Annotated in this window: 9 protein-coding genes; 3 read left to right on the top strand and 6 right to left on the bottom strand. The window is 73.9% G+C overall.

From position 1 onward, the window contains the following. Positions 1 to 74: 74 nt before the first annotated feature. From sucD to AC3IYI_RS24765, 5 genes are all read right to left on the bottom strand, one after another. A complete protein-coding gene (gene sucD, locus AC3IYI_RS24785; RefSeq protein WP_489405810.1) occupies positions 75 to 965 on the bottom strand; it encodes a succinate--CoA ligase subunit alpha in 891 nt (296 codons plus the stop codon). A gap of 21 nt (positions 966 to 986) precedes the next feature. Then, entirely contained in the window at positions 987 to 2,165 is a 1,179-nt protein-coding gene (gene sucC, locus AC3IYI_RS24780) for an ADP-forming succinate--CoA ligase subunit beta (protein ID WP_489405809.1), read from the bottom strand. A 331-nt stretch (positions 2,166 to 2,496) separates the two neighbouring features. Next, on the bottom strand, positions 2,497 to 3,660 hold the full coding sequence (locus AC3IYI_RS24775; protein WP_489405808.1) for a VWA domain-containing protein: 1,164 nt from the start codon (positions 3,658 to 3,660) through the stop codon (positions 2,497 to 2,499). 356 nt (positions 3,661 to 4,016) lie between these two features. Continuing rightward, on the bottom strand, positions 4,017 to 6,341 hold the full coding sequence (locus AC3IYI_RS24770) for a DUF5682 family protein (protein ID WP_489405807.1): 2,325 nt from the start codon (positions 6,339 to 6,341) through the stop codon (positions 4,017 to 4,019). Further along, entirely contained in the window at positions 6,338 to 7,444 is a 1,107-nt protein-coding gene (locus tag AC3IYI_RS24765; protein WP_356516171.1) for an ATP-binding protein, read from the bottom strand. The genes AC3IYI_RS24770 and AC3IYI_RS24765 overlap by 4 nt, the downstream gene beginning before the upstream one ends. A gap of 135 nt (positions 7,445 to 7,579) precedes the next feature. Here AC3IYI_RS24765 and AC3IYI_RS24760 point away from each other — a divergent pair, with 135 nt between their 5' ends. Next, positions 7,580 to 8,992 carry an SWIM zinc finger family protein gene (locus tag AC3IYI_RS24760; RefSeq protein ID WP_489405806.1) on the top strand — a complete coding sequence of 471 codons (1,413 nt, stop codon included), beginning with the start codon at positions 7,580 to 7,582 and terminating at the stop codon, positions 8,990 to 8,992. A gap of 132 nt (positions 8,993 to 9,124) precedes the next feature. Further along, positions 9,125 to 10,810, top strand: coding sequence for a DUF5691 domain-containing protein (locus tag AC3IYI_RS24755; protein WP_489405805.1), 1,686 nt, complete (start codon positions 9,125 to 9,127; stop codon positions 10,808 to 10,810). A 278-nt stretch (positions 10,811 to 11,088) separates the two neighbouring features. Here the strand turns inward: AC3IYI_RS24755 and icmB are convergent, their stop codons facing one another. Further along, positions 11,089 to 11,496, bottom strand: a complete 408-nt coding sequence (icmB, locus tag AC3IYI_RS24750; RefSeq protein ID WP_489405804.1) for a coenzyme B12-dependent isobutyryl CoA mutase small subunit — start codon at positions 11,494 to 11,496, stop codon at positions 11,089 to 11,091. 173 nt (positions 11,497 to 11,669) lie between these two features. Here icmB and AC3IYI_RS24745 point away from each other — a divergent pair, with 173 nt between their 5' ends. Then, positions 11,670 to 12,431 (top strand): esterase/lipase family protein, encoded by a 762-nt coding sequence (locus tag AC3IYI_RS24745; RefSeq protein WP_489405803.1) that lies wholly within the window; start codon positions 11,670 to 11,672, stop codon positions 12,429 to 12,431. The last annotated feature ends 68 nt before the right edge of the window (positions 12,432 to 12,499 follow it).

The raw sequence follows: 12,499 nt of genomic DNA, 5'->3' as shown, positions 1-12,499 counted from the left end.
CGGAAACGGGCGTGGCCCGCACCCCTCACAGGGTGCGGGCCACGCCCGTCTGCACGTACAGCCGAAGGCGGCTGCTACTGCGCGGCGTTCAGGATCTCGCGCGCCAGCTTCGCGGTCTCGGTCGGCGTCTTGCCGACCTTCACGCCCGCGGCCTCCAGGGCTTCCTTCTTGGCCTGTGCGGTGCCAGAAGAACCGGAGACGATCGCACCGGCGTGACCCATGGTCTTGCCCTCGGGGGCGGTGAAGCCCGCGACGTAGCCGACGACCGGCTTGGTGACGTGCTTCGCGATGAAGTCCGCCGCACGCTCCTCGGCGTCGCCGCCGATCTCGCCGATCATGACGATCAGGTCGGTGTCGGGGTCCGCCTCGAACGCCTCGAGGGCGTCGATGTGCGTGGTGCCGATGACCGGGTCGCCACCGATGCCGACGGCGGAGGAGAAGCCGAGGTCACGGAGCTCGTACATCATCTGGTAGGTCAGCGTGCCCGACTTGGACACGAGACCGATGCGGCCGGGCTTGGTGATGTCGCCCGGGATGATGCCGGCGTTGGACTGGCCGGGGGTGATCAGACCCGGGCAGTTCGGGCCGATGATCCGCGTCTTGTTGCCCTTGGAGGTCGCGTACGACCAGAAGGCGGCGGAGTCGTGCACCGCGATGCCCTCGGTGATGACGACGGCCAGCGGGATCTCGGCGTCGATCGCCTCGACCACGGCGGACTTGGCGAACGCCGGCGGGACGAAGAGGACGGAGACGTTGGCGCCCGTCTTCTCCATCGCCTCGGCGACGGAACCGAAGACCGGGACCTCGGTGCCGTCGAAGTCGACGGTGGTGCCGGCCTTGCGCGGGTTCACGCCGCCGACGATGTTGGTGCCGTCAGCCAGCATCAGCTTGGTGTGCTTCATGCCCGTGGCACCGGTCATGCCCTGGACGATGACCTTGCTGTCCTTGTTGAGGAAGATAGCCATGTGAGTCTGTGACCTCTGCCCTTACTTCGCAGCCGCGAGCTCGGCGGCCTTGTCGGCCGCGCCGTCCATGGTGTCCACGCGCTGAACCAGCGGGTGGTTGGCGTCCGAGAGGATCTTGCGACCCAGGTCGGCGTTGTTGCCGTCGAGACGGACGACCAGCGGCTTGGTGACCGCCTCGCCCTTGTCCTCGAGCAGCTGCAGCGCCTGGACGATGCCGTTGGCGACCTCGTCACACGCGGTGATGCCACCGAAGACGTTGACGAAGACGGACTTGACGTCCGGGTCGCCGAGGATGATCTCGAGACCGTTGGCCATGACGGCGGCGGAGGCGCCACCGCCGATGTCCAGGAAGTTGGCGGGCTTGACGCCGCCGTGGTTCTCGCCGGCGTAGGCGACGACGTCGAGGGTGCTCATGACGAGACCCGCGCCGTTGCCGATGATGCCGACCTCGCCGTCGAGCTTCACGTAGTTGAGGTTCTTCGCCTTGGCGGCGGCCTCGAGCGGGTTCGCGGCAGCGTGGTCCACGAACTGCTCGTGACCCGGCTGGCGGAACTCGGCGTTCTCGTCGAGCGAGACCTTGCCGTCGAGCGCGATGACGTCGCCGTTGGCGACCTTCGCGAGCGGGTTGACCTCGACGAGGAGCGCGTCCTCGGCGATGAAGGTCGCCCACAGGGTCACGAGGACCTCGGCGACCTTCTCGGCGACCTCGGCCGGGAACTGCGCCAGCGCGACGATCTCGCGGGCCTTCTCGATGGTCACGCCCTCGTTGGCGTTCACCGGGACCTTGGCGAGCTTCTCCGGGGTCTCCTCGGCGACCTGCTCGATGTCCATGCCGCCCGCGACCGAGGCCATGGCCAGGAAGGTGCGGTTGGTGCGGTCGAGGAGGTACGAGACGTAGTACTCCTCCAGGATCTCCGGAGCCGTCTCGGCGATCATCACCTTGTGGACCGTGTGGCCCTTGATGTCCATCCCGAGGATGTCCGTCGCACGGGCGACGGCCTCGTCCGGGGTGGCGGCGAGCTTGACGCCGCCGGCCTTGCCGCGGCCGCCGACCTTCACCTGCGCCTTGACGACCGACTTGCCACCCATGCGCTCGGTGGCCTCGCGGGCTGCCTCAGGCGTGTCGATGACTTCACCGGCCAGCACCGGTACACCGTGCTTGGCGAAGAGGTCCCTCGCCTGGTACTCGAACAGGTCCACGCGCGTCCGTCCCTTGTCTTTTTTAAAGATTCGCAGTGATTCGCGGTTGTCTGCTATCTGCGTGGGCGTGCCGCGGAGGGCAACGTGACGGCGCTGTCACAAGGAAGGCGCACACGGTGACCGTGGACGCGGCATGTCCGTCCCGCAGGTTATCCCCGTGGGACGTAGGTCCCTAAATCGCAGATCACACCTGAGCGGTGATACCTGTCACAGATCGCCTCACGGTTGAACTGCATCTTCGTGCGATCCGCCGATGGCCGGCCGCCGGGACGGCTCCCCTACGGGCCCCCGCGCGGGCGGGCCGGGAGCGAGCGCGGTGGTGCCCGCCCGGTCACGGGACGGGCAGGGGGCGCTTCTCCAGCGCCGCGGCCATCACCTCCGGGAACAGGTCGGGGGTGCAGGCGAAGGCCGGGGCGCCGAGCGCGGCGAGGGCGGCGGCGTGGTCCCGGTCGTAGGCGGGCGCGCCCTCGTCGGACAGCGCGAGCAGCGCCACGAACTCCACCCCCGCCGCCTTCATCGCCGCGACCCGCTTCAGCATCTCGTCGCGTATGCCGCCCTCGTAGAGATCGCTGATGAGGACGACGACGGTGTCGGCGGGGCGGGTGATCTTCGACTGGCAGTAGGCGAGCGCGCGGTTGATGTCGGTGCCGCCGCCGAGCTGGGTGCCGAAGAGCACGTCGACGGGATCGTCGAGCTGGTCGGTCAGGTCCACGACGGCGGTGTCGAACACGACCAGCCGGGTCGCTATCGAGCGCATCGAGGCCAGCACCGCCCCGAAGACGGAGGCGTAGACGACGGAGGCCGCCATGGATCCCGACTGGTCGATGCACAGCACGACCTCCTTCTTCACCGCCCGCCCGGCGCGGCCGTAGCCGACCAGCCGCTCGGGAACGACGGTCCGGTACTCGGGCAGGTAGTTCTTCAGGTTCGCCCGGATGGTCCTGTCCCAGTCGATGTCCGCGTGCCGCGGCCGGCTGATCCGGGCGGACCGGTCGAGCGCGCCCGTCAGCGTGGCCCGCGTCCGGCTCGCGAGCCGCTTCTCCACCTGTTCGACCACCTTGCGGACGACGGCGCGGGCGGTCTCCCGGGTGGTCTCGGGCATCGCCTTGTTGAGGGAGAGCAGGGTGCCGACGAGGTGCACGTCCGGCTCCACCGCCTCCAGCATCTCGGGCTCCAGCAGCAGGGCGGACAGCCCGAGCCGCTGGATGGCGTCCCGCTGCATGACCTGCACCACGGAAGTGGGGAAATACGTCCGGATGTCCCCGAGCCAGCGCGCCACCTGAGGCGCGGACCCCCCGAGCCCGGCCGACCGCTCCCCCGCCCGCTTGCGGCCCCCGCCGCCGTCGGCCCCGTAGAGCGCCCCGAGCGCCGCATCCATCCCCGCGTCCGCCCCGCTCAACGCCACCCCGGTCCCCTCCCCCTCTCCCCCGCCCAACACCATCCGCCACCGCCGCAACCGCTCGGCGCCGCCGCCGTCCACTCCCACACCAGCCATCTGCCTACCTCCCACTCTCGAAGCACTACCGACCACCACCGACCACCACCGCCGCCCGGTGGCGCTGCGCGGGCGAAGTCCCGACCCGCCCTTCGCCCGTCCCCCAAACGCACGTGCACGTCGGCGGGATGAATTGCCCACAGGGCAATCTCAGCCCCGCCGGCGTTTGAGGCGCGGGGGTCCGGGGGCTGGTCCCCGGGAACGGCGCCGCACGCGGGATCGGGTCCGGGGCGGAGCCCCGGCTGGGGGTCCCCCCGGACGGAGTCTGGGGGATGGTGGAAGGGCGGGTAGGGGACTCCGCGCCGCGCAGCGGCCCACCGCAGCCCGCCCGCCGGGCCCGGGGCGGCCCGCCCCGGTCACCCCGGCGCCCCCGCCAGCAGCAGCCGGACCAGATCCACCACCGCATCCGCCCGGACCGGATCCAGCTCCGCACCGAACCCTGCCGGCGCCGCGCCGGATCCCGACACGGAGGCCCCCGCCCGGCCCGGCCCCCGCCGCACCAGCTCCCCGAGGCTCCGCCGGACCCCCGCCTCGTACCCGCCGAAGGTCCGTCGCAGCAGCGGCAGTACGTCGATGAACGCCCGCTCCGGCACCGACACCAGCCAGCCGTCGATCAGCCCGAGCAGCCGCTCGTCGTGCACCAGCAGCGTGCCGCCGCCCGAGCCCCCGCCCGCGAACCCCTCGATCCAGCCCGCCGCGTCGGCCGGCGCGCACGCCGGGGACAGCGAGAGACCCATCAGCCGCGCGGTCTCCTCGGGCGCCAGCCGCCCGTCGTCGAGCAGCAGCCGCGCCGCCCGCCCGCGTATCAGCCCGGGGACGGTGTCCCGCCCGGCCAGCGTCCGCAGCACCGCCGCCCAGCGCTCCCGCAGGCCGTCCGTGTCCAGCGCCTCCAGCAGGCCGATCGCCCCGTGTACGCCGTCCACGTGCCCCCGCAGCTCCTCCGCCGCGTCGGCGTCGAGCCCGGCCGCGCAGGCGGGCGGCAGCGCCACGCATATCCGCTCCGCGAGCCCGGCCGCCACCGTCCCCAGCGCCACCGCGTCGGTGCCGCGTACGTCCCCGTACCGCAGTGAACGGGCCAGCGCGGGCAGCGCCTTGGCCAGGCCCGCCACATCGGTGTCCAGCGCCGCCCGGTCGGCGAGGGCCCGCAGTACGGCGGGCAGCGCCCCGGAGAGCCCGGCCAGCAGGCACCGCTCCGCCAGGGCGGTGACCTCGCCCAGTTCCCCGGCGCCCGCCGCGTCGGCCTCGGCCCTGGCGGTGGCCGCCCCGAGGACGGTGGTCCCCCAGATGCCGGCTTCGGCCACCCGCACGGCGAGCTCCGGCTCCCAGCGGAGCCGCCAGGTCTCGCGGAAGGTGCCCGTGCTCCCCCGGGAGGCCGTCGGGACGCCCCAGTCGATGCCGAGCAGCCGCAGCCGGTGCAGCAGCAGGGACTTGGCCGCGTCGGTGTCCTTGCGCAGGTCGAGCTCCAGCTCCCGGTCCTGCGCCTCGGGCTTGAGCCGCAGCGAGCGCTGGTGCCGGGTGAGGTCGCGCTGGAGCGGTACGACGGGCGCCGCGTCGGGGACTTCGCCGAGCACGTCCCCGACGACGAGCCGGTCCTCGATCAGCGCGAGCGGTATGTCGGAGCCGTCGCACATCACCGCCCGGACCGCTTCCAGGGTCTCCGTCAGCCCCGGCACCGGCCGGCCCCGCATCGCGGCCAGGGTGTCGGCGAGCCGGACCGCTTCGATGACGTGGGCCGGGGACACCTGCCGGTCCTCCTCGCGGAGCAGGCCCGCGACCTTGGTCAGCCAGCGCTCGACGGGCCGGTCCCGGGCCGCGAAGAGGTGTGCGTACCAGCCGGGCGAGGTGATGCCCGCGCCGTACCCTCCGGCCCGGGCGAGGCGCCGGTGGGTCCAGGGCACCCAGGTGGTCTCCACCTTGACCTTGGGGAGCCCGGTGAGGAGCGCCTTGTCCGCGGCCGCGGTGGTCTTGGCCCGCAGGGCCGGGACGTGCCAGGCCCCGCAGACGACGGCGTAGGCGTCGCCGAACTCCCGGCGCGCGGCCCGCATCCGCTGCCGCATGTACGCCTCGCGCACCAGGTCCCGGTGGTGGCCGCCCGCCCCGTACTCCTCGCGCAGGGCCCCCATGGCGTCCCCGAGCGCCTCGAACACGCCCAGCGGGTCGGCGGCCGGTCCGGCCCCGCCGCGGTGCTCGACCACGTCCTCCCACCATCGCTCGGGGTCCTCGTACCCGGCGGTCTCGGCCAGCACGGCCAGCGGGTCCAGCCGTACGGATCCGGGCGCCGCGCCGTCCGCCTCGCCCGCCCCCTCCTGTTCCTGGGCCTGGGCTTCCGGCACGGCCAGCGAGTGCGCGGCCGGGAGGTCGATGAACCGGACCGGCAGGTCCCGCTCCTGCGCCCACCGGATGGCGGCCCATTCCGGGGAGAAGCCGGCCAGCGGCCAGAACGCGGCACGCCCCGGGTCGTCGGCCGCGTGGGCGAGCAGGGCGACGGGCGGCCGCATCCCCGGGTCCGCGGCGAGCGCGAGCAGGGCGTCCCCCTCCGGCGGTCCCTCGATCAGCACCGCCGCCGGCCGCGCCGCGTCCAGGGCGGCGCGCACCGCACGGGCCGAGCCGGGCCCGTGATGCCGTACTCCGAGCAGCAGCGGGCCCGTGGTGGCGGCCGGGGCCCTCGTCCCCGGGCTCATGCCGTCACCTCCCGGCAGGCCCGGTAGAAGTCCTTCCAGCCGTCGCGCTCGCGGACCACGGCCTCCAGGTACTCCTGCCAGACGACCTGGTCGGCGGCCGGGTCCCGGACGACGGCCCCGAGGATCCCCGCGGCCACGTCGGAGGGGCGCAGGACGCCGTCCCCGAAGTGGGCGGCCAGGGCTAGGCCCCCCGTCACCACCGAGATGGCCTCGGCGGTGGACAGGGTGCCGCTGGGCGACTTGATCTTCGTACGCCCGTCGTCGGTGACGCCGCCGCGCAGCTCGCGGAAGACGGTGACGACGCGGCGGATCTCCTCCAGGCCCTCCGGGGCGGCGGGCAGGTCGAGGGCGCGGCCCATCTGGTCGACGCGGCGGGCGACGATGTCGACCTCGGCGTCGGCGGTGGCGGGCAGCGGCAGGACGACGGTGTTGAAGCGCCTGCGCAGCGCGCTGGAGAGCTCGTTGACCCCGCGGTCGCGGTCGTTGGCGGTGGCGATGAGGTTGAAGCCGCGCACGGCCTGCACCTCCTGGCCGAGCTCCGGTATCGGGAGCGTCTTCTCGGACAGGACGGTGATGAGGGTGTCCTGGACGTCGGCGGGGATCCGGGTGAGCTCCTCGACGCGGGCGGTCATGCCCTCGGCCATGGCCCGCATGACCGGGCTCGGTACGAGCGCTTCGCGGCTCGGGCCGTGGGCGAGGAGGCGGGCGTAGTTCCAGCCGTAGCGGATGGCCTCCTCCGGGGTGCCGGCGGTGCCCTGGACGAGGAGGGTCGAGTCTCCGCTGACGGCGGCGGCGAGGTGCTCGGACACCCAGGTCTTGGCGGTGCCGGGCACGCCGAGGAGCAGGAGCGCGCGGTCGGTGGCGAGGGTGGTGACGGCGACTTCGACGATCCGGCGCGGGCCGACGTACTTGGGTGTGATGACGGTGCCATCGTCGAGCGTGCCGCCCTGCAGGTACGTCGCCACGGCCCACGGGGAGAGTTTCCAGCGGGCCGGGCGCGGCCGGTCGTCGGCGGCCGCCAGGGCTTTCAGTTCGTGCGCGAAGGCGTCTTCGGCGTGCGGTCGCAGCGCCTCTGCAGTGGTCTCGTTCCCGGTCGTGGCCATGGTCCCCCTCCAATGCTCCGCAGCCGCTTGACGACTGCTGGAACCACGATGCACCCGACCACTGACAACGGGCCGCGGGAGATGCGTCGTTGCAGGTCAGAGCGATTGTCAGTGGGGGTCTCTACGGTGGAACACATGACTGAGCAGGGGGTCCGCTGGACAGCGGAACAGGTACTGGCTCTGGCTCCTGACGACGCCTCACGCAAGGCGGGGGCCAGACTCGGCGGGGCGGGGCCGTGGTCACAGACCGGAGGTTCCGCTTCCGGTGCGGTGTGGGGGTTGTGCAAGGGCAGCGGCAGCAAGCCGTACCGGACGGTCGTCGACGTGTCCGGGCCGGCGTACAAGTGCTCCTGCCCGAGCCGGAAGTTCCCGTGCAAGCACGCGCTGGGCCTGTTGCTGCTCTGGGCCGCGGAGGGGCTCGATGACACGGCCGGCACCCCGGCCGCCGCCACGGCCGAGGCTCCGGACTGGGCGGACGAGTGGCTCGCGGAGCGGGCGGCGAAGGCCGCGCGGCCCGCCGCCGACCGCTCCGGCCGGGCGGGGCCGGCCGACGCCGAAGGGGCCCGCAAGCGGGCCGAGCGGCGGGCGGCCCGCATCGGCGCGGGCGTCACCGAGCTGGAACAGCGGCTCGCGGACCTGGTGCGTGGCGGCCTCGCCGGTCAGGAGCGGGCGGGATACGCGGCCTGGGAGGAGACCGCCGCCCGGATGGTCGACGCACAGGCACCCGGACTGGCAGCGCGGGTGCGGGAGTTGGGGACGATACCCAGTTGCGGCACCGGCTGGCCCGCCCGGATGCTGGAGGAGGCCGCGCTGCTGCACCTGCTGGACCGGGCCTGGCTCGGCGTTTCCGGACTGCCGGAACCGCTGGCCGCGACGGTCCGCAGCCGTCTGGGACTGCAGCCCCAGACGGAAGGCGAGGCCGTACGGGACCACTGGCTCGTGCTGGCCCAGTACGACACGGCGTCACCGGACGGCCGTCTCACCACCCGCCGGATATGGCTGCGCGGGCTGGCGAGCGGGCGGCCGGCCCTGGTCCTGGACTTCGGCCCGCCCGGGCGGCCGCCGGGGCTGGCGCTGCCCGTCGGCCTGGTGCTGGAGGCGGAAGCCCGCTTCCGGCCCGGCTCCGCCGGACTGCGCGCGGATCTCGGGGAGAGGTTCGCGCCGGCCGCGCCGCGGCGGACCGCGCCGACCGGCGTGAGCACGGGCGCGGCACTGGAGACGTACGGCGCGGCACTGCGCGAGGACCCCTGGCTGGAGTCCTGGCCGGTGGTGCTCGGCCCGGTGGTTCCGATACCGGGAGGACGACAAGGAGGGCGACAGGGGGAACAACAGGGCGCAGCGGCATGGCAATTGGCGGACGCGGAGGGGACGTCCGCCCTGCCCGTGCCCCTGACCGGGGCCGGGAGCCGGCCCGGGGCCGGGCTGTGGCAGCTGGCCGCGCTTTCGGGGGGCGGCCCGTTGACGGTGTTCGGCGAGTGCGGACACCGCGGATTCACCCCGCTGACGGCCTGGCAGCCGGACTCCTCGGAGCCGGTGGTGCTGGGCTGAGCGGGCGGCAGGGGGAAGGCGGCGGCGCGGGAGCGCCGACGTATTCGAAACGAGTGAGCCGGGGGGCTTTCGTGGACGACAACCACGCCAGTTGAGGCCGTAGGTACGGCCGTGTGCGCCACGGGGAAACAGATGAGCTGCTCCGGTCCCGCGGAGGGGGCGGGACCGGAGCACGACACCCGCACACGGCACGGCACACGAGGGAAAGAGGGAGGGCATCCGGTGAACACGACCACGGACACCACCACGGACAGAACGACGGACGGGTCGACGGACACGGCCTACGGGGACGAGAACTGGGACGAGCTGGTGGGCGCCGCGCTGCTGGGCACCGAGCGGCGCCGGGGCAGTCCCGAGGCCCTGCTCGGCGCCGCGGCCGTGCAGACGGTACGGCGCCGGGCCGGACTGAGACCCGCCGAGGCGGGTCCGCGGCCCGAGCCCGCGCCGCGCGACCCGCGTCCGGAGCCGCCGGAAGCGGCCGGGCGGCGGCTCGCGCAGCTGTTGGCGGGCCGGGCCGGTGCGGGCAGCGGCAGCGGGCGGCGGGGGGCCGCCCCGGACCTGACGGAGTTGCTGCCGCAGTGGCTGGCAGCCGCCGGACAGTACGGGTACCGGGCGCCGGCCTCGCTGGTGCCCGCACTGCTGGACGTCGCGCGGGCCCGCAGCGACCTCCGGCCGCAGGCGCTGGCCCTGGCCGGGACGCGCGGGCTGTGGCTGGCCCGGCTCAATCCGGACTGGCGGTTCGCTCTGCGCGGGGGAACCGGCGCCGGCGAACTGCCCGGCCCGCAGGACGCGGTGGGGGTGGAGCGACTGTGGCAGGAGGGGCTGTTCGCGGAGCGGGTCGCGCTGCTCGGCCGCGTACGGGCCCACGAGGCGGCAGCCGGGCCGCGACTGCTGGAGACCACGTGGAGCACCGAGCGGGCCGAGGACCGGCTGATGTTCCTCGACTCCTTGCGGGTGGGGCTGTCCGCGGGTGATGAGCCGTTCCTGGAGGCGGCGCTGGGCGACCGCAGCCGCAATGTCCGCGCGACCGCCGCCGAACTGCTGTCCGCGCTGCCGGCCTCGGCGCTGGCCGGGCGGATGGCGGAGCGGGCGCTGGCCTGCGTCGGCCCGGAGGGGGTGACGCCACCCACCGAGTGCGATGCGGGGATGCTGCACGACGGCGTGGTCAAGCGGCCGCCGGCCGGGCGCGGGGAGCGGGCCTGGTGGCTGGGGCAGCTGGTGGAGTCCGCGCCGCTGTCGTGCTGGCGGGACCGGTTCGGGGGGCTCGGCCCGGCGGAGATCGTGGCGCTGCCGGTGGCCGAGGGCTGGGCGGAGGAACTGCACGCGGCATGGTGCCGGGCCGCGGTGCGGCAGGGCGACCCCGCGTGGTCGCAGGCCCTGCTCGGCTCGGCGTCCGCACCGCCCGCGGCGGGCCCGGCGACGGCGTCGCTGGCGGAGCGGGCGAAGCTCCTGTCGACCCTCGGGGAGGAGGAACGGGCTGGCTGGGTCGCGGAGTTCATACGCGCGCACGGGCTGTCGGAGGCGTTCCAGCTGCTCGGGGTGTGCGTGGTGCCGTGGGCGGGGGCGCTGGGGCGGGCGGTGATCGAGGCGCTGGACTCCGCGCGGGAGGCGGGCGGCTACCCGTGGAGCTTCAGCGGGGTGATGGGGCTGGCGGAGCGGTGCCTTGATCCTGCGGAGGCGGGGCGGCTCGATGCGCTGGCGGCAGAGCCGGTGGAGGAGGGGGGTGCGGCGGCGTACTGGTCGGAGGCCTTCCAACGGCTGGTCGCCACCCTGCGGCTGCGGGCCGCGCTGCACGCGGAACTGGCGCCGCCGCGCTGACCGCCGGCGCGGTCCGGGGATGGCGCATGCCGCCGCCGACGGCGCGGGGGGCAACCCTGCGGGGCAAAGTCCCCTACCCGCCCTTCGCCCGTTCCCCGGGCTGCGCCCGGACCCCCTGGGGCTCCGCCCCAGACCCCGCGCCTCAAACGCCGGCGAGGCTGAATACAGCCGGCGTCAGCCTGAACGTGCAGGCTGACGCCGGCCAAAAATCAGCCCCTCCGGCGTTTGAGGAGCAGGGGTCCGGGGACTGGGCCCCGGCAACGGCGCCGCGTGGGCGGCTATGCCGGCTGGCGGACGTGGGCGCGGACCCAGTCGACGATCGCCGTCGTCGTCGCGCCCGGGGTGAAGATCTCGGCCACGCCCTTCTCCTTCAGCGGAGCGATGTCCGCCTCCGGAATGATGCCGCCGCCGAACACCTTGATGTCCTCCGCGTCGCGCTCCGCGAGGAGTTCCAGCACGCGCGCGAACAGCGTGTTGTGCGCGCCCGACAGGATCGACATACCGATCGCGTCGGCGTCCTCCTGGATCGCCGTGTCGACGATCTGTTCGGGGGTCTGGTGAAGGCCGGTGTAGATGACCTCCATGCCCGCGTCCCGCAGGGCCCGCGCGATCACCTTGGCGCCTCGGTCGTGGCCGTCGAGGCCCGGCTTGGCCACCACCACACGGATCGGACCGGTCACACCCATCGCACTGCCTCCCGAGTGAACGAACGTTAAGTACAGCATTGCGCACACCCCCGTTTCACGGTCAACCACGAGGGGGAAATCACACGTGGGATGGCGTACCACCGCTCCGCGCCGACAGCCGCACGGCACGGGGCGGTCGGACGCCCCGGTCCCAAGACGCTAGGGGGGACGTCATGGGGCTGACCATGTCCGGGGCCGCGCTGCGGGCGGGCGTACTGGAAGTCATCGTGCTCGGCGGGCACATCCTGCTGTATCCCACCGGCGTCCTGCCGGAGCGACCCGCCGCCGCCACCCACGAGCGCCCGCCGGTGCTGCTGCTCCACGGGTTCACCGACAACCGCTCCGTCTTCGTCCTGCTGCGCCGCACCCTCGGGGCCGGCGGCCGGCGGCAGGTGGAGGCGTACAACTACTCCCCCTTCACCCGCGACCTGCGCACCACCGCCCGGCACCTCGCCCGACGCGTCGAGGAGCTGTGCGAGCGCTCGGGGCAGGACCGGGTGGACCTGGTGGGGCACAGCCTCGGCGGGCTGGTCGGGCGGTACTACGTCCAGCGCCTCGGCGGCGACGCGCGCGTCCGCACGCTCGTCACGCTCGGCACCCCGCATTCCGGCACCCGCGTGGCGCCCTTCATGGACGCGCACCCCCTGGTCCGGCAGATGCGCCCGGATTCCGAGGTGCTCACCGAACTGCGCGCGCCCGCGCCCGGCTGCCGGACCCGGTGCGTGGCGTTCTGGAGCGAGTTCGACGAGCTGATGGACCCGACCGAAACGGCCCGCATCGAACACCCGGACCTGCTCGCGGAAAACGTGCAGGTCACCGGCATCGGACATCTGGCCCTGCCCGCGCACCCCACCGTGATCGCGGCGGTCCGGCGCTCGCTCGACGGCCCCAGGCCGATCGCACTCCCGCACCCCGGCGCCGCTTCCGTCGCCTGACCGGCCGGCCGCCCGTGCCGCCTCGGCCGTGGGAGCGAAAACCGACCTCCAGTCGAACGCTTTTCGAA

The sequence above is a fragment of the Streptomyces sp. GL_148 genome, from assembly GCF_057834205.1.
This window is presented reverse-complemented; position numbering and strand designations above follow the sequence as displayed.

Excerpts from the sequence above, each read along its gene's own strand:
- AC3IYI_RS24755 (WP_489405805.1), top strand. The coding sequence starts at position 9,125 with ATGAGCTGCTCCGGTCCCGCGGAGGGGGCGGGACCGGAGCACGACACC.
- AC3IYI_RS24770 (WP_489405807.1), bottom strand. The coding sequence starts at position 6,341 with ATGAGCCCGGGGACGAGGGCCCCGGCCGCCACCACGGGCCCGCTGCTG.
- AC3IYI_RS24745 (WP_489405803.1), top strand. The coding sequence starts at position 11,670 with ATGGGGCTGACCATGTCCGGGGCCGCGCTGCGGGCGGGCGTACTGGAA.
- AC3IYI_RS24775 (WP_489405808.1), bottom strand. The coding sequence starts at position 3,660 with ATGGCTGGTGTGGGAGTGGACGGCGGCGGCGCCGAGCGGTTGCGGCGG.
- AC3IYI_RS24760 (WP_489405806.1), top strand. The coding sequence starts at position 7,580 with ATGACTGAGCAGGGGGTCCGCTGGACAGCGGAACAGGTACTGGCTCTG.
- sucD (WP_489405810.1), bottom strand. The coding sequence starts at position 965 with ATGGCTATCTTCCTCAACAAGGACAGCAAGGTCATCGTCCAGGGCATG.
- AC3IYI_RS24765 (WP_356516171.1), bottom strand. The coding sequence starts at position 7,444 with ATGGCCACGACCGGGAACGAGACCACTGCAGAGGCGCTGCGACCGCAC.
- icmB (WP_489405804.1), bottom strand. The coding sequence starts at position 11,496 with ATGGGTGTGACCGGTCCGATCCGTGTGGTGGTGGCCAAGCCGGGCCTC.